The sequence below is a fragment of the Haloprofundus halobius genome (assembly GCF_020097835.1).
Classification (GTDB): Archaea; Halobacteriota; Halobacteria; order Halobacteriales; family Haloferacaceae; genus Haloprofundus; species Haloprofundus halobius.
Map to the genome: position 1 here is coordinate 324,925 of NZ_CP083667.1, position 24,042 is coordinate 348,966.

Below are 24,042 nucleotides of genomic sequence, written 5' to 3' on the forward strand. Positions count from 1 at the left end.
TTGGACTGGTGTGATCACGACAGCTGGTCGTTCCACGTCTCGACGCCCTGCTGGAGTGCTTCCTCGGGCGCAGTACTCCGGGAGTAGGCGTCGGTGAACCACGTCCAGTTACTCTGGGCGAACATGTCCGCATTCGGAAGCTGGGGCCAGTAGGCGAGCTGGTCGTCCTCCGCCATCTCCATGAATTTCTTGAGCGTCTTGTCCCAGATGTCGGCCTCCTGTAGTTCGTCACCGTTGAGAATCGGGTTATACGCCGGCAGGTGACCCGCCTCCGCGCCCCACTCGGGGTTCTCCTGGGCGATCCACTCCGCGGCCTCGACGGAGGCCTGGATACGCTCTTCGCTAGCACTCTCCTGATTCGGAAAGATGATCGTGTGGCTGTCGGCCGTCGTCACCAGTTGCTCCGCGTTCGGGACCCAGTGGGGCTTCTGGAAGCCCCACTCGTAGTCCTGGTCGTCCAAGACGGTGACGAACCAGGTGCCGTTGACCGTCATCGCGATGTTCCCGTTCCGGAAGCCCTGCTCGACCCGGTCGTCGGAGGTGTCGGGCTCGTCCCATTCGCGCTCGCCGGAGATGCTGACGATGTACTCGAGCGCCTCGAGTCCCACGTCGTCCCCGAAGGTAGCTTCGGTGTAGTCGTCGTTGAACATGCTCCCGCCCATCTGGTTGAGCGCCATGAAGTACTGGCGGAAACCGCCGCCATTGCCCCAGTACGGGTCGGGGCTGAACGGCTTGGCGTCGGTGTTCTCGAGGATCGCGTTGCAGGCCTCCTCGAACTCGCTGAAGTTCTCGAACGGGGGCTCGACGCCGGCCTCGTTCAGGATGTCCATGTTGTAGTACAGCCCGAGCGGGTGTGAGTCAATCGGGATTGCGTACTGACTACCCTCGAGCATGCACGAATCGAGGATCGACTGGACGTAGTCGTCCGTCGTGACGTAGTCGTCGATGGTGGTCAGCGTATCCTGAAAGCGGCGCAGGTACGTCGCGTGCGAGATGGCCATGTCCGGCGCCTCGCCGCCCGTCATGGATGTAAACAGCCGGTCGTAGTGGTCGTCCCACGGGGTTCGCTGCCGATTGATCGTGATCTCGTCGCCGAGAGGCTGTTCGTCGTTGAAGCGGTCGATTATCGCCTTCATGACCTCCCCGTCGCCTCCCCCGAACAGGGTCCAGTACGACAGCTCCATGTCGCCGCCGCCGTTGCCACCACTGCCGCCGCTGCCACTACCGCCGCCGAGGCCGAAACAGCCGGCGAGACCGGTGAGACCGGCGATACCAGTCGCACCCGCCGCCTGTAGGAATCGACGACGGCTACGGCTCTCTTTAGTCGTTCGCCGGTTCGACTCACGATTAGGTCCACTGTCATTGCTACTAGTTGGCATCACTACCGGGTTATCCCTAATGTTAATAAAGGTTGCTGTCATTGTGACATGGAAACTTAGAAAATGCATAAAATTAACTGGTATCATATCGCAACTGATGTATATGCCTCTGGATCCTGTCGGACCGTTCCCTGCATACGCCTCTCGAGCGATGGCGGAGTGGCGCGGATTAAGATTTACTACTTATAACCTGTGGCCCCGGCGATTCGTTCCCAAACACGAAAACGTTTTTAAATCACCTCGGCAATAGTTGAGGTATGAGTAAGGTTACCATCGAGAGCGTGTCAAAGATTTACGACGACGGCGGCAACGACATTCTCGCCGTCGACGATATCGATCTGGATATCCAGGACGGCGAGTTCATGACCATCGTCGGTCCCTCGGGCTCGGGGAAGTCGACGTTGCTGCGAATGATCGCCGGGTTGGAGAGCATCACCGACGGGACGATCAGCATCGGTGACCGCGTGGTCAACGACGTCAGCCCGCAGGACCGCGGAACGGCGATGGTGTTCCAGAACTACGCGCTGTACCCCCACATGACCGCCCGGAAGAACATGGCCTACGGGCTGAAATTGACGACGGACCTGGGGAAAGCCGAGATCAACGAGCGCGTCGAGGAGGCCGCCGACATGATGGGCATCTCCGAACAGCTCGACAAGAAACCCGGCAGCCTCTCCGGCGGCCAGCAACAGCGCGTAGCGACCGGGCGCGCCATCGTGCGCGACCCCGAGGTGTTCCTGATGGACGAGCCGCTCAGCAACCTTGACGCGAAACTTCGGATGCACATGCGGACGGAGATTCAGCGCATCCACGAGGACTTGGAAACGACGATTATCTACGTCACCCACGACCAGGAGGAGGCGATGACGATGTCCGACCGCGTTGCTATCTTCGACATGGGCGAGATCCAACAGGTGGGAACTCCCGACGAGATCTACAACCACCCGGCCAACCTCTTCGTCGCCGACTTCATCGGTAGTCCGTCGATGAACACCTTCAACGTCTTGTTCGACGGGTCGACGCTCGTCGGCCCTGACTTCGAGTACGAACTCTCCTCGGAGATCGCCAATCGCGTCCGCCAGTACGTCGACGACGGTGACGAACTCGTGATGGGTATCCGTCCCGAGGACATCTACTTGGCCGACGGCAGCGGTCCCAACGACATCAGCGCGTACCTCGACGTCCTCGAACCCGTCGGCTCCGACAACTACCTCTACTTCCAGGTCGGGGACGACGAGTGTCGCGTCCGCGTCCCCGGCGACGTCAAGCCCGAGGAGAACAAGGAGGTGTTCATCACGTTCGACGAGGAGAACCTCCACCTCTTCCACCCCGAGGATGGGACGAACATCCTCACCGAAACCCAGCGCACCGCCCAGCCGGTCGCCGACGACTGATAGCGTCGATCGTACTATTTCTACGTGGGAGCTGTCTTCGGTAGACAAACAGGTGAAATAGCCCAGTATCGAGACAGATCGGTACCCACGTACGACCGTCTGTCTGAAAACGACTGCATCTCCGGCTGTTTCCCACAACAACGACCGCGTTAACCGAGATCGTTCTGCGCGAACTCCGCCAGAAACACGATGTCGAATCCGCCGCGTTTACCCTCGATCTGGCGAACCTCTCGGTCGCCTCCAGCAGCGTCTCCACGGCCGGGACAGGACCTGTGAGGAGGGCAGTAGGCAGTACAGTCCTGTTGACTGGTCCGGTACTTCAGAACGCGCTGTCGCCGAAACCTCCGTCGACGGTGAGTACCTCGCCGGTCACGTAGGATGCGGCGTCGCTGGCCAGATAGACCGCCGCGCCGACGATCTCCTCGCGGTCGGCGACGCGTCCGAGCGGGGCTCGGGCGTCGATCACCGCTCGCTTTTCGGTCCCCTCGGCGTAGGTGTCGGTGTTCTGTGGAGTGATGACGAACCCGGGCGCGATGGCATTGACCCGGATCTCCGGTGCCAGCTCCTTCGCTGACGCGCGGGTGAACGCCTCCACGCCGCCCTTAGCCGCGGAGTAGGCCGGCAGGTTCGCCATCGAGAGCCGAGCCGCCATCGAGGAGATGTTGACGATTGACCCTCCATCGTCCATCGCCGGCGCGAACGTCTGAGTCACCTTGCGGACGCCGTCCAGAGCCACGTCGGTGACGAAGTTCCACTCGTCGTCCTCGATACCGAGGACCGTCTCCCGCGAAATGGCGCCTTGCGAGGCGACGACGACGTCGATACCGCCGAACTCCTCGACCACGGTTTCCCGAACCGCGTCCAGCGACTGCCGGGCGGTGACATCGCAGGTGATACGGGCGGTGTTGGCACCGAGCTCTTCAATGTCGTCGGCGGTCGAGGAGACCGCCGACTCGGTTCGACTGGTGGCAACGACGTCCGCGCCTTCTGACGCGAACCCGAGTGCAATCGCCTGGCCGATCCCGCTCGTGCCGCCGATGACGACAGCCCGTTTGCCGTCGACTGATACCGGCGTGTGCTCGTACGCGACCATACGTTCACGATGATCGCTGCCCCGTATTACCTTTGTGAATAGAGGGGTAAATATGGACCTACCCCATACTATATTACACTCGACACGCGAAGCCTCGTTATGCGAGGGTTAGCGAAAACCAGTCGTAGCCACGGCGGAATGGAACTCGTCGAACGCGATCGCCCGAAACCTAGTTCGGACGAAGCGCTCGTCGAAGTCGACTACGCCGGCCTCTGCGGGAGCGACGCCGGCATCTACGAGTTCGAGTCCGCTTTCGAACGCATGAATCTCCCCACCGTCATCGGCCACGAGTACTCCGGCCGTGTCGTCGAGGTCGGCGAGGATGTCACGAAGTTTGCTGTCGGCGACCGTGTGGTCGAGCGACCGATCCGTGGCTGCGGCGACTGCTACCAGTGTGAGATCGGGGAGCCTAACGTCTGCCAGAACGCCGTCATCACGGGCGTGGACCACGACGGCGCTTACGAGCCCTACATCGCCGTTCCAGAGGACGCGCTCCACCCAGTCCCCGACAGCGTTGAGCAGCAACACGCCGCGATGGTCGAGCCGACGAGTATCGGTACCCGCGCCGTAATCCAGAACTCGCGAGTGCGCGCGGGCGACCGTGTCCTGGTCGAGGGACCCGGTCCGATAGGACAACTCACCGCGCAGGTCGCCCGAGCCCAGGGCGCCGAGGTCGTCATCTCTGGGATCGGTCTGGATGCCGACTATCGCCTCCCGCTCGCCGAGCAACTGGGCTTCGACACGATCAACGTCGCCGAGGACGACCTCGAGCAGGTCCGCCAGGAGCGCACCGACGGCATCGGATACGACGTTGTCTTCGACACGACAGGACACCCATCGGGACTCCCCTCCGCGATCGAGGAGGTCCGCAAGGGCGGTCAGATCGTCCTGATCGGCCAGACGGGCGAGACTACGATGCCGTACTCACCGCTAGTCCGGGCCGAAATCGATCTGCAGTGCTCCTACGCCTCGATGTACGAGGACTTCGAGAACGCCCTCCGGCTTATCGACACCGGTGATGTCGACGCCGAGACGTTCATCGACGAGCGCTTCTCCCTACTTGACGCCGACAAGGCTTTCGAGACGTTCGTCGACGGCGGCACCTGCAAACCTGTCTTCGACGTCTCGGAACTGCGATAACCACAACGGATTGGTTCGCTCTCGATCGTGCGCACCACGTATCCGAGGACTTTACTCCCCGCTCGCTATATCCTGCGCCAATGCTCGACTGGATCGACAGCTACGAAGAGCGGAAGTGGCAGACGGCGACTGAGGGCACCGTCCGGTACGCCCTGCTCGGACTCGGATGGTGGACGATCGACGTCGCCCTGCCAGCTATCGAATCGTCCGACCTCGGCGAGGTGACGACGCTTGTGAGCAGTTCGACCGAGAAGGCCGAACGGCTCGCCGAGGAGAACGACGTCGAAAACGGGATTAGCTACGACGAATACCACGACGGCGCGGCTAGCGATCAGTTCGATGCCGTCTACGTCGGGACGCCCAACGCCTACCACCTGGAGTACGTCGAGACCGCAGCCGAATTAGACAAGGCAGTCATCTGTGAGAAACCAATGGAGGCCACCGTCGAACGGGCCAAACGGCTGGTCGAGGCCTGCGAGGCCGCCGATATACCGCTGATGATCGCCTATCGGATGCACACCGACCCCGCCGTTCAGCGGGCGAAGGAACTGATCGATAAAGGCTTTCTCGGTGAGCCGGTGTCGGTGTACGGCAACAACAGCCAGCCTCTTCTAGAGATGATTCCCGATCCCGACCAGTGGCGCCTTGACCCCAACCTGTCGGGCTACGGTACCTCTGTCATGGACCTGGGTGTCTACTCAATCAATACCGCCCGCTATCTGCTGGACCGTGATCCCGTCGCCGTCCATGCCAGGATGAGTTCCCATCACGAGGCATTCGAAGACGTCTCCGACGAGCGTTCCGCGGCGACACTCGTCCTCGAAGACGACGTGAAGATGGTGACGACCAACAGCCAACATGCCCACGAGGACACGAACCTGAAGCTCACCGGGACCGAGGGCCAGATCGAGTTTCAGCCGGCGTTCCACGGTGAGGTGACGCTCCAGCTCTCCCGGGGTAACGTGACCGTAACGGTCGACCACGATACCTTCAACGCTGAGCGGGAGATGATGGAGGAGTTCGACTACTTCGCTGACCGCGTGCTGACCGGCGCGCCGATGCACGCTGACGGTCGCCACGGACTGACGGACATGCGGGTCATCGAAGCTATCCACCACTCGGCCGAGAGTGGCGACATCGTCGAGCTGTAACTGGCAATAAGTCGATTCTCCCGTGTATGATTCCTCTGGCCACTACGAGCAGGTGAAGTTGACCTCTATAATCAATCGTGTTCAATTATTATGATCTACGAAGATTAGTTCAATATTTGCGACATCGCTACATCGGTGATCTCGTCAGCGCCACTATCGTCGTATGAATGAATCGAACCCGTTTGAACAATGACCGTACTAAATGATGAAAAGAAGAAAGCAAACTCCGGGTGCTATTTGCCACTTGTGATGGACGGGGTGGAACATCTCTGCTTGGTAGCTCAAAAACCGGGTTGTCCGTGTAGGCGCGGAACGGCCGCGTAGGTCGCCGCGGTTGCGATGAACTGACCACTACTGCCGACGTGGCAGACACTCGAATCCCGGTGAAAGCCGGGCGCATGGGTTTCGAGAATTTCATGGCAACTGGTCACGTCTGACAAACACCAGCGTTTTGCGACTGTCGACTGCCGACTACTGTCCGCGAATCACCCGTCCGTGTTCTCTAGACCAGAACGCTTATCGTGAAAGATAGTTAAAGACCGAACATGGACGCCAAACACCCGGTGCGAACCACCGAGAAGACGCTCGCCCTGGTGGAAGAGCTGATGGAGGAAGGTCCATGCGGTGTGACCGAGTTGGCACAGAACCTGGACATGGGTAAAAGTGCCGTTCACAACCACCTAACAACGCTTCGGAAACACGGCTACGTTCTGAAGACGGGCGACGAGTACCGAGTGGGGCTGAAGTTCCTTGAGATCGGGGGTCGCACTCGGAAGTCGATGAAGTTCTATCAGGTCGCCGAACCCGAAGTCAAGTCGCTCGCCGCCGAGACCGGCGAACTCGCCAATCTTCTGGTCGAAGAACAGGGGCTGGGCGTCTACCTGATGCGCTCGAAAGGTGAGCAAGCCGTCAACCTCGACACGTACGCGGGACTCCGCACGTACCTCCACACGACGGCGCTCGGGAAAGCGATTCTCGCGTATCTGCCGGAGTCGCGGGTCGACGAGATAATCGACCAGCGCGGTCTCGAACCGATTACATCCAATAGCATCCAGACGCGCGACGAACTGTTCGAGTCGCTCGAAGCCGTCCGCGAACGGGGGTACGCCATCGACGACGGCGAGCGCCTGGAGGGACTCCGCTGCATCGCCGCCCCCGTTAAGATGTCTTCAGGAACCGTGCTGGGTTCGATAAGCGTTTCCGCACCCGCCAGTCGCGTCAGCGACGACGACCTCCACGGCGAACTGGGCGACCGCGTCCTGAGCGCGGCCAACGTGGTAGAACTCAACATCAACTACTGATAATCTTCATTCTCTATATTCGAACGGGATGGAACGAAGCCACTCGTTAGAACCACCGGAATGCGTCCACTTTCGCGTCTTTGCTGTGTCCCGTTACAGTACTTTGAGTGTAATACTATGGCGGAGATTGCGACAGTCTGTTCTCACATAAAGAACGCCGATAGTGACACCGCGTCGGTATGGAGCGGGGCCGTCGACTCAAGTGAGAACGGCGAGAACGCGTGGAACCGCTATCCACGGGCCGGCGACGAGGTTCGCATCGTCATCGACGGGATCGGCGAGCTCTCGAACCCGGTCGTCGAGGTGTGATCTGAGGTCGGGTGCACCCACGGCCGTCGCCCCTTTTAACACCACCGGATATGACGGGCAATAAATAGTAAAAATAAAGTACATTAATGATAGAAGTAGATTCGATGTTCGTACCAACACTACTACAGACGGGTGGAGAGGCACCGCTCCTCGCACTGTTCGCGGGGATCGTAACGATCGTCCTGCTGTTGGTCGTCCTCGACCTCCCGGCGTTCGTCTCGCTCGTGATCGCCGGGCTCGTGGTCGGGATCGTCGCGCCGTCGATCCCGTTCGCGGAGGTACCAGCCGAGTTCGCGACGGCCTTCGGGGACGGGATGGCCGGCATCGGTATCCCGATCCTGATGGCGGCGATCATCGGGAAGGCGATGATCGAGAGCGGGGCAGCGAATCGCATCGTCCGAGGGTTCACGAGTCTCTTCGGCGACGACAACACGGAGATCTCGCTGTTCAGTAGCAGTTTCATCATGTCGATCCCCGTGTTCTTCGACAACGTGTTCTACCTACTCGCGCCGCTGGCCCGCTCGGCCCGGTCGCGGCAGGGGGAGAACTACACCCTGTTCATCGTCGCGGTGGGTGCCGCGGGGGTCGTCACGCACGGGTTCGTCCCGCCGACGCCCGGACCGCTCCTCGCCGTCGAGGAGTTCGACGCCAACCTGGGCGAGACGATCGCCATTGGGCTCATGGTCGGCCTGCCGACGGCGCTGATCTCGGGGCTCGGGTACGGCTACTGGATCAACCGGCGTCTCGACATCCCGCTCCGGGACGCGATGGGCACGACCGTCGAGGAACTCGAAGAGCAGAACGAGGTCCCGACCAGCGCACTCCCCGGCGTGTTCGAGTCGCTGCTGCCGATCCTGCTCGCGATCGTCCTCGTCACCGCGAACACGGCCGTGACGACGTTCATCGGCGAGGACGCGGCGGTCGCTTCGGTCACCGGCTTCTTCGGCGATCCGAACCTCGCGCTGACGGTGGCCGCGATGGCGGCGGCGATCACGTACTACCGCATGAGCGATCTCGACAGCGACACGTTCTCCGACGAGCTCACCGACGCGCTCAGGAGCGGCGGTAACATCGCCGCTATCACTGCGGCCGGTGGGGCGTTCGGTGTGATGATCGAAGCCGCCGGCGCCGGCGAGTACATCGCGAGCAGTCTCGAGCAGGTCGGCCTCGGCCTCCTCGTGACGGCGTGGCTTATCGCGGCGGGCGTCCGCCTCGTCCAGGGGTCGGCGACAGTCGCCATCGTCACCACCGCGGGGATCATGGCGCCGCTGGCGAGCGGTCTCGACGTCAACCTCGCGTACCTGGTGATGTCCATCGGGGCGGGCGCGTCGTTCTGCTCGTGGTACAACGACAGCGGTTTCTGGATCGTCAAGGAAATCGGCGGCCTCACGCAGGCGGAGACGCTCAAGACGTGGACGGTCGCGACGTCTCTCATCGGATTCAGCGGCCTGCTGAGCACGCTCATCTTCTCGTCGATCCTGCCGATGGCCTGAAGACGCCTCGCCGCTGGTCTTCTTTCGAACGCGTCGATCGACCGCCGAGAGTCACTCCCGCCGTGTGGCGCACGCGGTCGCGCCACGTACCGCCGCGAGAACGAGAGTCGCTGGCTCGAACCGCCCGGACCGGTGTTCACTGACTCGACGAGGCTATACGTCTGGAGGCGGCGTGAAGTCGAGTCTTGGCATCTCCGACACTTTCGCGTACCCATCTTCGATGATGTCCCCTCGACGAGGTCGTCCAAACCAGTTGAGTTCGTGGGAGTGGTACTCAACGGCCAGCGAGTTTGTGCGACCGACGCGTACTGTCCCTTTCAGTCGTGGAGGACGGAGACATCGAAGACAGATTTCCAGGTTTCGCCGGCGGTGGACGATGGGGGGTCAATCGTCAACATCTCCTCGCTGGCGGCGGGCTCTCGATGGCGAACCTGCCGGCGTACAGCGCCGCGAAGGGTGGCGTCAAACCAGTAAGGAAGTTGAGCGACACCCCCACCGAGACCCTTGAAGGGGCGGCCGCCTCGACCCGGTCGTCGACGCGGACGAACGCCGTATCGCCCGCGGGGTCGTTCGACACGTGGAAGTACGGCTTCTCATCTGCGGAGTACCGGGTGACGGCGCGTCCGAGGTCGGACGTCAAAAAATACGGCAGGTCGGTCGGAGCCGAGGCGTCAGTAGTTGTCGTAGACGGTCTTCTCGATGGTGTAGAAGTCGAGACCGGCGTCGCCCTGCTCGCGCCACGTCTCGGAGGACGACCGTTTGAACCCGCCGAAGGGGACGTGCAGTTCGAGGCCGGTCGTCTTCTCGTTGACCTTCACGACGCCCGCCTCGGCCTCGTCGACGAAGCGGTTGGCCTCGGTGTGGTCGTCGGTGACGACGCTCGCCGAGAGGCCGTACTCGACGCCGTTGGCGACGTCGAGCCCCTCGTCGAAGTCGCTTACCTTCATGACGGCGACGACGGGGCCGAACACCTCGTCGCACGCAATGCGCATCTCCGGGTCGACGTCGGTGAAGACGGTCGGTTCGACGAAGTACCCCTCCTCGACGTCGTCGCCCTCGGGGACGCCGCCGCCCGCCGCGAGCGTCGCCCCCTCGTCTTGGGCGATGTCGACGTATTCGAGCGTCGACTCCAGTTCGCTCTGGCTGACCTGCGGCCCCATCTCGTGGTCGTTTCCGGGACCGATGTCGATTGACTCCGCGCGGTCGACCAGTTCGGCGACGAACTCGTCGTAGACGTCCTCGTGGACGATGGCGCGCGAGCAGGCGGTGCAGGACTGCCCGGTGGTGCCGAATCCGCCGGTCGCGACGATGTCGGCGGCCTCCGAGGGGTCCGCCGAGGCGGCGACGACCGTCGGATTCTTGCCGCCGAGCTCGGTCTGGACGCGCTTGCCGGCGTCGGTGGCCTGCTCGTACACCATCTCGCCGACCTGACTGCTGCCGGTGAAGGAGACGGCGTCGGTGCCCTCGTTCTCGATGAACTCGTTGCCGACCGAACTGCCGGGACCGGTCACGACGTTGAGGACGCCGTCGGGCAGTCCCGCGTCGTCGAGTGCTCGCGCGATCTCGACGACGACCCCCGGAGCCAGCGACGCGGGCTTGAGAACGACGGTGTTGCCCGCCGCTAGTGCCGGAGCGAGTTTCCACGCCGGGATGGCGATGGGGTAGTTCCACGGCGTAATCAGCGCCGCGACGCCGACCGGTTCCTGTCGGGTGTAGAGGTTCGTGTTCCGGCTGCTCGGACCTTTGACGGTGCCGCCGAGGTCCGCCGCCTTGACCGAAAAGTAGTGGAAGATGTCGATGGCGCGCTGTACCTCGCCGGCGGCCTCCGCGCGCGCCTTCCCCTCCTCGGCGACGAGCAGGTCGGTCAGTTCCTCTTTGCGCTGGCCGAGAAGCGTCCCGGCCTCGCGGAGGATGCTCCCGCGCTCGGGGCCAGGAGTGGTCCGCCACTCCTCGGCGGCGGCCACCGCGGCGTCGACGGCCTCGGCCGCGTCGTCGGCGCTGGATTGCTGGTAACTCGCCACGACTTCGCTCGGATTCGCAGGGTTCGTCACGTCGATAGTCTCGCCGGTCTCGGAGGCGACCCACTCTCCGTCGACGTAGTTCTCGTTAGTCTCCGTCATCGATGGCATCTTCTCGGTTCGCGCTTACTATTCTTACGGTTCTGTGAAGAACTGTCACGGTCCTCTCGGCGTCCCCGACGCTCCACTACACTTTTGCTGGTCGCCTCGAACCGCAGACCATGTCAGTCGATGACTACCTACGCAGCGTCCGAGAGCGCGACTGGGAGGAACTGGAGTCGGGGACGCTCCGCCTCGCGATGGTCGGTCTCGGATGGTGGACGCGCGAGCAGGCGATACCCGCCGTCGAGGCGTCGAGATTCTGTGAGACGACGGCGCTCGTCAGTAGTTCCGGTGACCGCGCCGCGGAGTTAGCGGCGGAACTACCGAACGCCGAGACGGCGATGACGTACGACGAGTTCGCCGACGGCGAGGCGACCGAGGCGTACGACGCCGTCTACATCTGCACGCCCAACGCACGCCATCTCACGCACGCGCGAACGGCCGCCGAACACGGGAAGGCGATTCTCTGCGAGAAGCCGATGGAGGCGACGGTCGAACGCGCCGAAGCGCTCGTCGACGCCGCTGCGGACGTGCCGCTGATGGTCGCTTACCGCATGCAGACCGACCCGCAGGTGCGTCGCATGCGCGAACTCGTCGAAGACGGCGCCGTCGGCGACCCGGTGGCCGTCCACGGACACATGAGCCAGCAACTGCTCGACGTCGTCTCGGGGGACCCCGACCAGTGGCGTCTCGACCCCGAACTCGCCGGCTACGGCGCGACGGTGATGGACCTCGGCATCTATCCGCTCAACACCGCGCGGTTCGTCCTCGACGCCGACCCGGTGAGCGTGACCGCGCAGATGCACTCCGAGGACGAGGCGTTCCGGGACGTCCCCGACCAGTACGCGACGTTCACGCTCCGGTTCGACGACGGGACGTACGCCGCCTGCACGTCCAGCCAGCACGGACACCTCTCCGGACATCTCCGCGTCGTCGGCACCGAGGGCGAACTCTTGCTCGAACACACGTTCCTCGGGCAGGCCACCCAACGGCTCGTCTACCGGACGCTCGAGGGGCGCGAGGCGGTGATAGACGACGGCCGCCGCGACCTGTTCGGCGACGAGATGACCGAGGAGTTCGACTACTTCGCCGACCGCGTCCTGCGCGGGGAACCGCTCGGTCCGGACGGCGAGCACGGACTCGTCGACATGCGCGCGCTCGCGGCCATCTACGAGGCCGCCGAGACAGGGGAAGAAGTGTCGGTCCAGTAGCCGTCGGCTGTCGACGTCGTCGGCGGTCGCCGCACGAGGTAGCGTTGTCGCTGCGTGGAGCCGTCTCCAGCGGGCTCGGAACCCCCAGAGCGACGCACGCCTCTACGTCGTCGACGGACGAGCGTGAGCCACACCGCCGCTGACGAGCACGAATCGTGTCGACGACGAGCGTGAACCACAACGACGACCACGAACCGTGTCGACGGACGACACCTCGACGACGCTCGGCTGACAGTCGTTCATGCGCAAGATTTACTACCGAGTTTCGGAATATACGGACGCAAATGGTTGACTACGCGAAGCTCCACGACCCGAACGCGGAGTACACGATGCGGGACCTCTCCGCGGAGACGATGGGCCTGACGAACAGTCGCGGCGGCGTCAGAGACGCGGAGATCACCGACGTCCAGACGACGATGGTCGACGGGAACTACCCGTGGATTCTCGTCCGCGTCTACACCGATGCCGGCGTCGTCGGCACCGGCGAGTCCTACTGGGGCGGCGGCGACACGGCCATCATCGAACGGATGAAGCCGTTCCTCGTCGGCGAGAACCCCCTCGACATCGACCGCCTGTACGAACATCTCGTCCAGAAGATGTCCGGCGAGGGCTCGGTCTCCGGGAAAGTTATCTCCGCGATCTCCGGCATCGAGATCGCGTTGCACGACGTCGCCGGAAAACTCCTCGACGTCCCGGCGTACCAGCTCGTCGGTGGCAAGTACCGCGACGAGGTGCGCATCTACTGCGACCTCCACACCGAGAACGAGGCCGACCCGCAGGCCTGCGCCGAGGAGGGCGTTCGCGTCGTCGAGGAACTCGGCTACGACGCCATCAAGTTCGACCTCGACGTCCCCTCGGGCCACGAGAAAGACCGCGCGAACCGCCACCTCCGGGGTCCCGAGATAGACCACAAAGTCGAGATCGTCGAAGCCGTCACCGAGGCCGTCGGCGACCGCGCGGACGTCGCCTTCGACTGCCACTGGTCGTTCACCGGCGGGAGCGCGAAACGCCTCGCCGTCGCTCTCGAAGAGTACGACGTGTGGTGGCTCGAAGACCCCGTGCCGCCGGAGAACCACGAGGTACAGAAGAAGGTGACCGACTTCACGACGACGCCGATCGCCGTCGGGGAGAACGTCTACCGGAAGTTCGGTCAGCGTACCCTGCTCCAGCCGCAGGCGGTCGACATCATCGCGCCGGACCTGCCGCGCGTCGGCGGGATGCGCGAGACGCGTAAGATAGCCGATCTCGCGGATATGTACTACATCCCCGTGGCGATGCACAACGTCTCCTCGCCCATCGGGACGATGGCTTCGGCGCAGGTCGGCGCGGCCATCCCGAACTCGCTGGCCGTGGAGTACCACTCCTACGAACTCGGCTGGTGGGAGGACCTCGTCGAGGAGGACGGCCTCATCGAAGAGGGTCGCATGGAGATTCCCGAGAAACCCGGCCTCGGGTTGACGCTCGACTTGGACGCCGTCGAGGCGCACATGGTCGAGGGCGAGGAGCTGTTTGACGAAGCCTGACTCCGTCGGGCCAGAAAATTTCGGATTTGTACTGTTCGACGAGGCGTGAGCCGCGTCGGGTACGTAACGAGAGAGTGCGACATCCGGACGTTCGAGCGTCGTTCGCTTGGCAGCGATACTCTTTTAACGACCTCTGTTCATCACCCAGTATGCGTTACTACCGACTCCCCGGCGGAGAGCATAGATCACTCTCCGAATCGTTGGTTGTCATCGACGACGAAGACGACGCGTACGACCTGACGACGGCCTCCGAAGATCTGAGCTCCTTCACCGATCTTGCCCGCGCGGCGAACGCGAGCGGCCGGTCGGTCGACGCCATCGCCCGCGACCGAATCCCGGACGCGGAGCGCCGAGATCTCGGCGACGTCGAGGAGAACGCGCTCTTACCGGTCGTCCCGGACGAAGTCTGGGCGGCGGGCGTCACCTACCGAATCAGCGAAGAGGCCCGCAAGGCCGAGAGCGGGAAGCCCGAGGTGTACATCGACGTGTACGAACGCGACCGACCGGAACTGTTCCTGAAGGCGACGCCGTCGCGGACGGTCGGTCCGCGCGAGTCGATCGGCGTGCGCGGCGACTCCGAGTGGGACGTCCCCGAACCCGAACTGGGCGTCGTGCTCCACCGCGGCGATGTCGTCGGCTACACCATCGGCAACGACGTCTCCAGTCGTGACATCGAAGGCGACAATCCGCTTTATCTCCCGCAGGCGAAGGTGTACGACCGCTGCTGCTCGCTCGGTCCCTGCGTGGCGACCGAAGCCGTCGTCGAGGATCCCCACGACCTCACGATGTCGCTCGCTATCGAACGCGACGGGGAGGTCGTCTACGAGGGGTCGACGTCAACCAGCGAGATGGCGACCTCCTGCGAGACCCTCGTCGACTACCTCGGCCGGCACAACACCCTCCCGGAGACGCTCGTCTTGCTGACGGGGACGGCGCTCGTCCCACCCGAGTCGTTTACGCTCGAAGAAGGAGACCGCGTCTCCATCGACATCGATCACATCGGTCGACTCGTCAACGACACCGTCGTTGTCTGAGCGAGGAGCGCACCCAGCGGTCGCGAGAAACCGCCGCACGTGATGTCGTCGTTCGACGTGCCGACGACACGTCGGATCCGACGACGCGCAGCGGCGAAGACACGGGCGTTCCCCGAGGCAGGGTCGTGAAGCAGCCGAGTCGTCGCACGAGGAAACGTGTCGTCCGGACCCGGTGGAAAAACCAGCTATCGTCCGATCAGTCGGCGTCCGAGACCGTCGTCTCGGTGAAGTACGTCCGACCGGTCGACGGCACTTCTTTGGACTCGGGCACCTCGAACCGTGCAGTCGAGACGACATCGGCGGCGGAGTGGCCGACGCGGAACTCGTAGGGTCCCTCCTCCACGGTAAGGTCGAAGTCTCGGTCGTAGTAGGCGAGTTGCGAAGCGGCGACCTCGAAACTAACACGATTCGACTCGCCGCTGTCGAGCGAGACGCGCTCGAAGCCGACGAGTTCCTGAACTGGACGGGCCTGATCGGGGTTCTCCGCGCTGACGTAGAGTTGTACGACGTCGTCGCCCGCACGGTCGCCGGTGTTTTCGACCGTCACCGTCGCGGTAATCGTTCCGGCGGGCGGCAGTTCATCCGTCGACAGCGAGAGGTTGCCGTACTCGAACTCGGTGTAGCTCAGACCGTGGCCGAACGGGTAGAGTGGGTCGCTCTCGGTGTAGACGTACTCCTCGTTCGCAGTATTTGGTTTCCGGTTGTAGTGGACCGGCAGTTGGCCGACGGTGCGCGGGATGGAGACGGGGAGGTGGCCGCCGGGGTTGTGGTCGCCGAACAGGACCGCCGCGATACCCTCGCCGCCCCGCTCGCCGGGGAGCCACGACTGTACGACAGCGGGCACTTCCTCCACGATCCACTCGATGGAGTGGGGTTTGCCGCTCACGACGACAACGACGAGCGGCGTCTCCGTCGCGTATAGCGTCTCGACGAGTTCCTGCTGGACGCCGGGGAGCCCTAGGTCGACCACGTCGCGGCCTTCGCCGCTGGTGGCAACGCTCGGCATGTTGACGCGCTCTCGGTCGGAGTCGGAAAAATCGACGGCGGAGCGCGCACCGACGAACGCGACTGCCACGTCGGCGTCGGCGGCTGCCGTCGTCGCCGCGTCGAATCCGTCCGTCTCGGGACCGGTAGTCGTGCAACCCCGTTCGTACAAGACGTCGAACCCGGACTCCTCTCCTCGCGTGCGGACGGCGTCCAGCGGCGTCGTGGCCTCGATCTCGACCTCCACCTCGGGGTAGTGGGCGGGGTACGCGTAGTCGCCCATGAGCTCCTGTGCGTCGTCCGCCTTCGGGCCGACGACGGCGACGGAGTCGGTTTCGTCGCCGACGAGCGGGAGCAGGTCGCCTTCGTTCTTCAGGAGCGTCATCGACTCGCGGGCCGCGCGCGTCGTGAGTTCGCGTGCCTCGTCGGTACCGAACGGTTCGTCCGCCGCGTCGGCGTCGACGGTCGAGTCGTCGAGGAGACCGCCCTCGGCTTTCGCGCGGAGCACGCGCCCTACTGCCCGATCCAGCGTCGCTTCGGCCAACACGCCCTCCTCGACGGCCTCGACGAGATGTTCGCCGTAACAGTCGGTGTACGGCAATTCCACGTCGATCCCCGCCTCGACGGCGGCGACGCCCGCTTCCCGTTCGTCGGCGGCGACGCCGTGTTCGCTCCGGAGGTACTCGACGCTGTAGTAGTCGGAAACGACCGTTCCGTCGAACCCCCACTCGCCGCGGAGGACGTCGGTGAGCAGCCACTCGTCGCTGGCGCAGGGGACGCCGTCGACGTCGTGGTAGGCGTTCATCACGGAGTCGGCGCTCGCCGTTCGGACGGCCGCCTCGAACGGGAACAGATGCGTCTCGCGGAGTTCACGTCGTCCGACGTTGACCGAACTGCGGTTCTTCCCGCCCTCGCCGGCGCCGTGGCCGACGAAGTGTTTGAGTGTCGCGGAGATGCCGTCGCCGTCACCCTGCAAGCCGCCGACGTAGCCGCAGGCCATCGCCGCGATGAGATAGGGATCCTCGCCGAACGTCTCCTCGACGCGGCCCCAGCGGAGGTCGCGCGCGACGTCGAGAACGGGCGAGAGCGCATGCGTCGTGCCGATAGCCTCCAGTTGGGAGCGAATCGTGCCAGTGACTTCTTCGAGGAGTTCCGGCGACCAGGTGCTCGCCATCCCGATCATCTGGGGGAACGTCGTCCCCTTGGGGCCCATGTACCCGCTGAGACACTCCTCGTGCGGAATCGCCGGAACGCCGAGACGCGTCTCCTCACGGAGATACGACTGGAGTTCGTTCGTGCGTTCGGCCGCCTGCCGCGGCGGGAGGCTCCCCTCGCCGCCGATTCTGGTGAGGTGGCCGATTCCCGACGAGAGGTGTTCTTCGACGGCCGACTCGTCGAGGGCGCCGTCCTCGTCGAGCAGTTCCTCGGCGTTCACCGATCCGAGTTGGGCCGCCTTCTCCTCCAGCGTCATCCGTTCGAGGAGTTCGTCTACGCGTCGCGTGACCGAGCGCTCGTGACCTCCGCTGCCTGAACCTGTCTGCATCACCTGTGTGCTCTCAATCCGGCGTCTTAACGATTTGGACGCGGAACACGGATACGCGTTCGAAATACTCCACGTCAGTTCTTCTCCGAACGTTCCCCATTACAGAACTGAGTCAGAGAGATAGTTCGAGGTTTTAAGTACGGTAGGTGAGAAATTCACTCACCGACCTTCGAAAGGTGGACCAAAATGGCGTCTCAGAACCATCGACGTCCTCTTGATTGTCGTTCTGTATTAGAGAATAGCTGGTCGGTGCCGCTTCGCTCGTCTGATGAACGATCGGGGACTACGAAACTACCGCGGGTTTTTCGTTACGGACATCCACGTCGCGGTAAACGGTTGCTATCCAATTCTGGAGCGTGTATGACCGATAGATGCACCCGAGAACCCTTCGAACAGGATCCGAGGCTATTTGCGTCTGCGTCTGGACATCCGGATATCCTCCGACATGAGGACGCGAACCGATAACTAGGAGCTATTACATGCGTTCTCTATCACGGAACAGCTGCCTCTCTGAGTTACTCCCGACCGCATTGGCGGGGGAGTGCGAGACGGGGGGGTCGTTCGACTCCAAGACGTCGACGACGGAGACGAGTGAGTCGCTAGGCGACCGAGACGACGCTTCACCGCGGGTCCGCGGTGCTCCGGCGGCTAGACGCCATTCCCGACCCCTACCCTTTCGGTTCTACCAGTTGGCGTTCGTTGTCGGCCTCGCGATTCGAATAACAGTACTAATTTTGTTATTCTCATTTCGTCCCGTCGAAACGCTCTCGGAGCGATGACAGAGTTGTGACCGAGTGTTACTGGAATCGGTCGACGCGTTGGAGAGGATTCAGTAACAGTCCTCATTCGACGTTCCGTAGCTGTTCACTAGGAGTTCGCAGAAAGCTCTGTTGACACGTTCCGTTACAAAACCATATGCGTAATAGATGTCGCGGGTCGTCGAACCCGCTCGGCCACATCGGCGACCCGATGGAATTCGGCAACACGGTGGCGTTCCTCTCGTCGCCGAAGTCGGGCTACATCAACGGACAGTCGACAGTCATCGACGGCAGGACCGGCAGGTCAAACCTCCTACCGTCCTCCAAACGCGCCGTTGGGCGGGGCTGTCGAACCTCGCCGCAGACGAAACTCCTTTTTCCACCGACTGTGAGAGACGCTCACGGATCACGTTCCGTTCGACGACGCCGAGACCTACGAACCCGACGACGGCTGGATACGCGCCGCGCTCGCCGGCAGCGACGCTTTCACCTCCAGGTGGTTCGAGAAGCCGCCGGGACACAGTCGCCGATGCACAACCACGAGAACAAACAGGTGTGCATCTGTCCGGAGAGCGAGTTGACGCTCTACAACGAATACGGCGAGGAGCACACGCTCCAAAAGTACGACTCGGTCCTCCTCGACTCGTGGGAGCCCCACCGCGTCGAGAACACGGGTGACGAGCGGGCCATCGGTCTGGACGTGTTCGCGCCCGGATGCGGATTCAACTTCTGGACCGACCGAGAAGACGGCGACGCGGAGTAGTAGATGGCGGGCGAACGACGGTTCGCTCGGACGGCCAACGGTCGCTCGTGGGTGGGCGACGACTCGGGATTCGTCCCGCTCGAATCGACCGGACCTGGCGTCAAAACCGTGAACGAGGCACTCTCCGTGCGCGGTGACTCTCTCGCGGACGTCGACGTGAATGGCGCTTCGGCGCGACGAATTCCGAACGAGTCGTTGACGTTCGCGACGCCGTTCGACCCCGGAAAGCTCTAAGGTATCGGACTCAACTACGCCGACCACGACGCAGACCTAGCGGAAGTCCGGCCGGACGCGCCGGCGAGTTTCATGAAACCGCGACGGCGGTCACCGCCCTGGGCGGCCTGATTCGACTTCCCGCCTGGAGTGACAGAGTCACCGCAGAGGCGGAGTTAGGCGTCGTCATCGGTCGGACGTGCACCGACGTTGCCCGCGACGAGTTGAGCGACATCGTCGCCGGCTTCATCCCGGTCATCGACATGACCTGCGAGGACGTCTTGGAGAAAAATCTGCGCTTCCTGACGCGGGCGAAGAGCTTCGACACCGCCATCGTCGTCAGCCCGTGGCTGTCGGCCCCGGCGACGCTTGACCGACTCGAAGGCGTCACGGTTCGCATCGTCGTCAACGACGAAGTAATCGCCGAGAACGACCTCGACGGGATGCTGTTCCCATCGGACGAACTCGTCTCGTTCCACTGGCGCGTGATGACGCTCGAACCGGGTGACCTCATCTCGACGGGCACGCCCGACGCGGGTGTCATCGAATCCGGTGACCACGTCCGTACGGAAGTCGAGGGTGTCGATGTCCTCGAAGCCGATGTGGTAGGTTACTCGTAGACACTTTCTCCGTTGCCAACCGGCTACCGGGTCGGCCTTTGGAGTGCAATTATTTATGTCCGCACGCCACTCTCTGTTCTTCGATCGCTAAATCGTAAATTGGCTTTATATCCTTGTACTGCTCACCTGAAAGCATAATTGAAAATTAAACCGGAATAGTTGATATATTACCGTTAAGATGATGATAGCAGTCTTAGAGGCATTAAACGGCAGAATTTAGCTGTTTGAGCTTTCCGGCCGATGATTCGTGAAACAAAAGATGGATATTATAAATTGTATATCTACTGGTGACCTCTGACTGTTTTCACCGAGGATGGACAATGGTGCGATGACGGATTCGGACCGGGATCTACGGTCAGAGACGCGTTCGTAACGCAACTTGCGTGGAGACGATCGTTGCAGACCTCCGAATCTGATTCTACCCGGACCGCCAAATGACTCATCTGCTCATTCAGACTGGTTATAACCGTGTTTAGCCCGAAATTCGACGACTTCGATCACGACTCACACAAGCGGAGCGCCATCGATACACACGAGCGTAATCGACGATCAACGCTGTTCATGCTGGAGTTCGACGATATTAACGGCCTCTTTGAGTCTCTCCACCAGTTTCTCCTCGGTATCACGGGAGGCCAATCGGGAGTTTGGGCCCGCAACCGACATCGCACCGATGACCTCACCGGTGTTTTTTCGGACTGGGACTCCAAACGCTCGCACACCGACGATATGTTCTTCGCTCTCGATAGAGTACTCTCGCTGCCGAGTCGCTTCGAGATCTTCAAATAGTTTGCCTTGATCGGTAATTGAATGTTTCGTCGTTTTCGCAAGGCCATGTTCCTCGACGAAATCCTCCACGAACTCATCTGAACGAAACGCCAACATCGCTTTCCCCATTGCGGTGAGGTTGAGTGGCGTCCGAGACCCTACTGGGACATCATCCCAGATGGCGTTCTCTCCCTCGGAGCCGTAAATGATGACCCGTTCGCCGTCCTCGTGAACACCCAAATTGACGGCTTCGCCAGTTTCCCGGGCGAGCCGGTCAACTTCAGCTCGTCCCGTCTGAAAGAGCGAGAATGAGTGTCGCAGTTGGCCCCCGTGGAGGAGAATACGAAGTGACAATCGATACCTGCCGTCTTGATTGATCGCGTAGCCCGTGTTCTCAAGTGTTTTTAAATACGAGTGCGCTGTTGTCTTTGGGATATTCAGTTGATTGGCCAATTCAGTAACACCCGTTTCTTCCACGGCTGTTAGGTGTTCCACTATTTCAAACGTCCTCTCCATGACACTAAGCGAACTGCGGCCATCATTTGAAACGTCTTGGCCATCCATTTAGCAGAATTATTAATGGCACATACATATACCTTTTGTCAGTTCGGTATCGAGATCGTACGAATATTTCATACACCGGTGGGACCTTAGACAAAACTAGTTATATGGATTTTTACCTTTTCGTATATTCAGCATACTTCTTACATAATCAGAGTACATGAGTTCAATTTGAGATTCTGTCAATCTACCAGAGACCGTACATTCTAAAACAATCGTTACAGCAGTATGATCCGAACGGCTCCCGTCAAATCCAGAGATACGGCTTCTCTGGGATCATTATAGGATCACTTCCCTCTTTCATTTCCTCCTTGCATTTGATGCTCCGTTTTCGATCTGGATCTGCTGGTGCCGATCTAAGGCACAATCCAAAGAATAAGATGATCGGAACATAAATTATCTGTCTATATCTTATCTCTGTCTTATCCTCATCTGATACCTTTTTTGAGTTCAGTTTCATGACGGCTATGTATAACGGTGTAGATGTGCTATTGCCATCTCCCGACTAATAACATTACTAAGTTTGTTATTCCCATTTTTGCTGATGCAAAATATGTGAGTCAGACGCGATCATCGGTCACATTACTGGTACAGGTGTACGGATATATGGAACAGACTTTTAGTGGTTCGACGTTAAACATGCTCTGCTTCGGGAAAAATACCGATGAAGGAGTTCGCACGCTGATCTGTGTACGATATAATGGAACAGGGTGATGTATCTAAACCGCTCACTCTCCGTGTCTGATTGGTGAATAGTCGAGAGGTACAGTCTAGGGCTACTGACTTTTCCGCACTATCGTCAGGCGGCCGCCTGTCGACGAGCACCTGGTTTTAAGCAGACTCTCGAGAAACAATTGCCATGGTCGGACACACAGAGTATGACTTCAGTGGAGAATCCGCCATTGTGACAGGTTCTACATCTGGCATCGGACGAGGGATTGCACGATCACTCATAGAAGCGAACGCGAATGTAGTAGTGAACTCCAGAACCGAGAAGGATGTTCGAGAAACTGCGTCTAGCCTCGACGAGCTCGGTACCGGCAACGCTATCGGTATCACAGCAGACATGAGCGACCCATCAGCTATCGACGATCTCGTCGAGAACGCGATACAGGAGTTCGGAGAGATTGATTTACTTGTGAACAACGCGGCAATCTGGCCCATGGAAGGAGAGATGATCGAAGCAAATCTTGACAACTGGGACACCACGATGGATGTGAACGTGCGCGCTCAGTTCTACGCCTCGAAGCTCGTTGCGACGCACATGAGAGACGAAGGGATCGAAGGATCCATCGTCAATGTGACGAGCCAGACTGGCGACCGACGCACCGGAAACCGGGGGATCTACGGGGTGTCGAACTCGTCAGTAAACGGACTCACCTGGCGAATGGCCGGTGAACTCGCCGAACATGGTATCCGGATGAACGCCGTGTCGACTGATTTGGCTGACACCCGACAAGTCAGGTTAGAGGCACACCAAGAGGGAGAAGCGAGCGGTCGGACAGAAGAGGAAGTTCTCGACGAGTGGGCGAGCGACCTGCCCCTCGGACGGATGGGGGAACCATCAGATCTGGCCGACGCAGTACTGTTTCTCGCTAGCGACCGCGCTGAATACGTCGTCGGGACAATACTGCGGGTCGCAGGTGGGGGGAATCTCCAGTGACCGTCGTCGACGCACACACGCACGTCTGGGGCCCAGACACGGACGACTACCCTTGGCAAGCAGAAGTTCTTCCGCCCGAGTGGGAGGGGCCATACACCCATACGGACCTGATATCTGATATGGATGCTGCAGGTATAGAAGAGGCAGTAATAGTCACGACACCGTTGTACGGCCGGGGAACTGAGGCGAACGATTACACCCAGGCGGCTATCGAAGCTTATCCCAACCGGTTCTACGGTGTCGGACTGATGGACTTCTTCCCGGAGGATCCGGCCGAAGCCGCCGCATCTCTCCGTCGCTTAGTATCGCTGGATCGGATGGTCGGCGTGCGGATACACGCCGCGCTTGAGTACGCGGAGTCACCGACAACGCTAGACCGTCACGGAGATTGGTTCCTCGACGACCGTCTCAATCCCGTATTCGAGGCCGCCGCCACCGAGGATGTCGCCATATTCGTCTTTCCGAAGGCACAGCAACTCACAGACGTGGCGACGGTGATCCGCGAGAATCCCGGCGTCCAGTTCGTCATCGATCACATGGCGTGGCCCGACGAGACAACCAACCCACACAAGCGGCCATGGACTGCATTCAAGGAACTCGCCGAGTACACCAACGTCTCGGTCAAGGTAAGCTCCTTACCACGCTCTAGTAAGGAAGACTGGCCGTACCGCGACCTATGGGACTACGTCCGGAATCTCGTCGATTGGTACGGTGCTGAGCGCTTGATGCTCGGTTCTGATTACCCCTGGATGGACAGCTGGGCGACGTACGAGGAGTGTCTATCCTGGGTTGACGAGGCAGGGTTTCTTTCAGATCGCGATCGGCGCTACCTCCGCGGAAAGACGTTCACCTCGATACACAGGTGATTACTCACTATTTTTAACCGACACCACTATTCGAATCGATCCCTAAATGTGGGTTAGTTGTATGAACAACGCGGAATCACTCGCCAATTCACCACGTGAGAAGACGAGCTGCGTTTTCCTGCAGGCATTTTCGCATGAAAATAGAACGTGGATCACGC

General features: G+C 61.2%; 17 protein-coding genes and 4 pseudogenes. 15 read left to right on the forward strand and 6 right to left on the reverse strand.

Translation table 11 applies throughout. The features are described 5' to 3' along the window. Positions 1-14: 14 nt before the first annotated feature. Positions 15-1,379 carry a substrate-binding domain-containing protein gene (locus tag LAQ74_RS18445; protein ID WP_224337647.1) on the reverse strand — a complete coding sequence of 455 codons (1,365 nt, stop codon included), beginning with the start codon at positions 1,377-1,379 and terminating at the stop codon, positions 15-17. 257 nt (positions 1,380-1,636) lie between these two features. Here LAQ74_RS18445 and LAQ74_RS18450 point away from each other — a divergent pair, with 257 nt between their 5' ends. Beyond that, positions 1,637-2,773, forward strand: a complete 1,137-nt coding sequence (locus LAQ74_RS18450) for an ABC transporter ATP-binding protein (protein WP_224337649.1) — start codon at positions 1,637-1,639, stop codon at positions 2,771-2,773. Positions 2,774-2,886: 113 nt separating this feature from the next. Further along, a pseudogene (locus LAQ74_RS18455) lies at positions 2,887-2,991 on the forward strand (IS6 family transposase); the annotation flags it as partial. A gap of 101 nt (positions 2,992-3,092) precedes the next feature. Here the strand turns inward: LAQ74_RS18455 and LAQ74_RS18460 are convergent. Next, on the reverse strand, positions 3,093-3,866 hold the full coding sequence (locus LAQ74_RS18460) for an SDR family NAD(P)-dependent oxidoreductase (protein WP_224337651.1): 774 nt from the start codon (positions 3,864-3,866) through the stop codon (positions 3,093-3,095). A 99-nt stretch (positions 3,867-3,965) separates the two neighbouring features. Here LAQ74_RS18460 and LAQ74_RS18465 point away from each other — a divergent pair, with 99 nt between their 5' ends. From LAQ74_RS18465 to LAQ74_RS18485, 5 genes are all read left to right on the forward strand, one after another. Then, the gene (locus LAQ74_RS18465; RefSeq protein ID WP_224337652.1) at positions 3,966-5,006 is read left to right on the forward strand and encodes a zinc-dependent alcohol dehydrogenase; all 1,041 of its coding nucleotides are present in this window, start codon (positions 3,966-3,968) and stop codon (positions 5,004-5,006) included. Between the two features lie 80 nt (positions 5,007-5,086). Next, positions 5,087-6,157, forward strand: a complete 1,071-nt coding sequence (gfo6, locus tag LAQ74_RS18470; RefSeq protein ID WP_224337654.1) for a D-xylose 1-dehydrogenase Gfo6 — start codon at positions 5,087-5,089, stop codon at positions 6,155-6,157. Between the two features lie 545 nt (positions 6,158-6,702). After that, on the forward strand, positions 6,703-7,458 hold the full coding sequence (gene xacR / locus LAQ74_RS18475) for an HTH-type transcriptional regulator XacR (RefSeq protein WP_224337656.1): 756 nt from the start codon (positions 6,703-6,705) through the stop codon (positions 7,456-7,458). Positions 7,459-7,575: 117 nt separating this feature from the next. Next, on the forward strand, positions 7,576-7,767 hold the full coding sequence (locus tag LAQ74_RS18480; RefSeq protein WP_224337657.1) for a hypothetical protein: 192 nt from the start codon (positions 7,576-7,578) through the stop codon (positions 7,765-7,767). A gap of 104 nt (positions 7,768-7,871) precedes the next feature. After that, entirely contained in the window at positions 7,872-9,260 is a 1,389-nt protein-coding gene (locus LAQ74_RS18485; RefSeq protein WP_224337659.1) for a GntP family permease, read from the forward strand. Positions 9,261-9,651: 391 nt separating this feature from the next. On the opposite strand, the gene LAQ74_RS18490 is transcribed toward LAQ74_RS18485, so the two are convergent. Continuing rightward, complete coding sequence (locus LAQ74_RS18490) at positions 9,652-9,900, reverse strand: hypothetical protein (protein ID WP_224337661.1); 249 nt, start codon at positions 9,898-9,900, stop codon at positions 9,652-9,654. Positions 9,901-9,931: 31 nt separating this feature from the next. Continuing rightward, a complete protein-coding gene (gene xacF / locus LAQ74_RS18495) occupies positions 9,932-11,380 on the reverse strand; it encodes a 2,5-dioxovalerate dehydrogenase (RefSeq protein WP_224337663.1) in 1,449 nt (482 codons plus the stop codon). 119 nt (positions 11,381-11,499) lie between these two features. Here xacF and gfo6 (LAQ74_RS18500) point away from each other — a divergent pair, with 119 nt between their 5' ends. The 3 genes from gfo6 (LAQ74_RS18500) (at position 11,500) to LAQ74_RS18510 (ending at position 15,148) form a co-directional block, all read left to right on the forward strand. Then, positions 11,500-12,591, forward strand: a complete 1,092-nt coding sequence (gene gfo6, locus LAQ74_RS18500) for a D-xylose 1-dehydrogenase Gfo6 (protein ID WP_224337665.1) — start codon at positions 11,500-11,502, stop codon at positions 12,589-12,591. Between the two features lie 284 nt (positions 12,592-12,875). Continuing rightward, positions 12,876-14,114 (forward strand): mandelate racemase/muconate lactonizing enzyme family protein, encoded by a 1,239-nt coding sequence (locus tag LAQ74_RS18505; RefSeq protein WP_224337667.1) that lies wholly within the window; start codon positions 12,876-12,878, stop codon positions 14,112-14,114. Between the two features lie 149 nt (positions 14,115-14,263). Next, positions 14,264-15,148, forward strand: coding sequence for a fumarylacetoacetate hydrolase family protein (locus LAQ74_RS18510; protein ID WP_224337669.1), 885 nt, complete (start codon positions 14,264-14,266; stop codon positions 15,146-15,148). A gap of 196 nt (positions 15,149-15,344) precedes the next feature. On the opposite strand, the gene LAQ74_RS18515 is transcribed toward LAQ74_RS18510, so the two are convergent. Next, entirely contained in the window at positions 15,345-17,675 is a 2,331-nt protein-coding gene (locus LAQ74_RS18515) for a glycoside hydrolase family 3 N-terminal domain-containing protein (protein ID WP_425498548.1), read from the reverse strand. Positions 17,676-18,611: 936 nt separating this feature from the next. Here LAQ74_RS18515 and LAQ74_RS18520 point away from each other — a divergent pair. The 3 pseudogenes from LAQ74_RS18520 to LAQ74_RS18530 all read left to right on the forward strand — a co-directional run. Next, positions 18,612-18,746 (forward strand): annotated as a pseudogene (locus tag LAQ74_RS18520) (SDR family oxidoreductase); the annotation flags it as partial. Positions 18,747-18,888: 142 nt separating this feature from the next. After that, positions 18,889-19,196 (forward strand): annotated as a pseudogene (locus tag LAQ74_RS18525) (cupin domain-containing protein). Between the two features lie 3 nt (positions 19,197-19,199). Continuing rightward, positions 19,200-20,029 (forward strand): annotated as a pseudogene (locus LAQ74_RS18530) (fumarylacetoacetate hydrolase family protein). A 549-nt stretch (positions 20,030-20,578) separates the two neighbouring features. Here the strand turns inward: LAQ74_RS18530 and LAQ74_RS18535 are convergent. Next, complete coding sequence (locus LAQ74_RS18535; protein WP_224337671.1) at positions 20,579-21,358, reverse strand: IclR family transcriptional regulator; 780 nt, start codon at positions 21,356-21,358, stop codon at positions 20,579-20,581. 856 nt (positions 21,359-22,214) lie between these two features. Here LAQ74_RS18535 and LAQ74_RS18540 point away from each other — a divergent pair. Further along, positions 22,215-23,018: an SDR family NAD(P)-dependent oxidoreductase gene (locus tag LAQ74_RS18540; protein WP_224337673.1), complete on the forward strand. Its 804-nt coding sequence runs from the start codon at positions 22,215-22,217 to the stop codon at positions 23,016-23,018. After that, positions 23,015-23,884, forward strand: a complete 870-nt coding sequence (locus tag LAQ74_RS18545; RefSeq protein WP_224337675.1) for an amidohydrolase family protein — start codon at positions 23,015-23,017, stop codon at positions 23,882-23,884. Before LAQ74_RS18540 ends, LAQ74_RS18545 begins: the two co-directional genes overlap by 4 nt. Positions 23,885-24,042 lie beyond the last annotated feature (158 nt).

Bases quoted from the DNA above. Each gene is read 5' to 3' on its own strand.
- LAQ74_RS18445 (WP_224337647.1), bottom strand. From the start codon at position 1,379: ATGCCAACTAGTAGCAATGACAGTGGACCTAATCGTGAGTCGAACCGG.
- LAQ74_RS18450 (WP_224337649.1), top strand. From the start codon at position 1,637: ATGAGTAAGGTTACCATCGAGAGCGTGTCAAAGATTTACGACGACGGC.
- LAQ74_RS18460 (WP_224337651.1), bottom strand. From the start codon at position 3,866: ATGGTCGCGTACGAGCACACGCCGGTATCAGTCGACGGCAAACGGGCT.
- LAQ74_RS18465 (WP_224337652.1), top strand. From the start codon at position 3,966: ATGCGAGGGTTAGCGAAAACCAGTCGTAGCCACGGCGGAATGGAACTC.
- gfo6 (WP_224337654.1), top strand. From the start codon at position 5,087: ATGCTCGACTGGATCGACAGCTACGAAGAGCGGAAGTGGCAGACGGCG.
- xacR (WP_224337656.1), top strand. From the start codon at position 6,703: ATGGACGCCAAACACCCGGTGCGAACCACCGAGAAGACGCTCGCCCTG.
- LAQ74_RS18480 (WP_224337657.1), top strand. From the start codon at position 7,576: ATGGCGGAGATTGCGACAGTCTGTTCTCACATAAAGAACGCCGATAGT.
- LAQ74_RS18485 (WP_224337659.1), top strand. From the start codon at position 7,872: ATGTTCGTACCAACACTACTACAGACGGGTGGAGAGGCACCGCTCCTC.
- xacF (WP_224337663.1), bottom strand. From the start codon at position 11,380: ATGACGGAGACTAACGAGAACTACGTCGACGGAGAGTGGGTCGCCTCC.
- gfo6 (WP_224337665.1), top strand. From the start codon at position 11,500: ATGTCAGTCGATGACTACCTACGCAGCGTCCGAGAGCGCGACTGGGAG.
- LAQ74_RS18505 (WP_224337667.1), top strand. From the start codon at position 12,876: ATGGTTGACTACGCGAAGCTCCACGACCCGAACGCGGAGTACACGATG.
- LAQ74_RS18510 (WP_224337669.1), top strand. From the start codon at position 14,264: ATGCGTTACTACCGACTCCCCGGCGGAGAGCATAGATCACTCTCCGAA.
- LAQ74_RS18515 (WP_425498548.1), bottom strand. From the start codon at position 17,675: ATGCAGACAGGTTCAGGCAGCGGAGGTCACGAGCGCTCGGTCACGCGA.
- LAQ74_RS18535 (WP_224337671.1), bottom strand. From the start codon at position 21,358: ATGGATGGCCAAGACGTTTCAAATGATGGCCGCAGTTCGCTTAGTGTC.
- LAQ74_RS18540 (WP_224337673.1), top strand. From the start codon at position 22,215: ATGGTCGGACACACAGAGTATGACTTCAGTGGAGAATCCGCCATTGTG.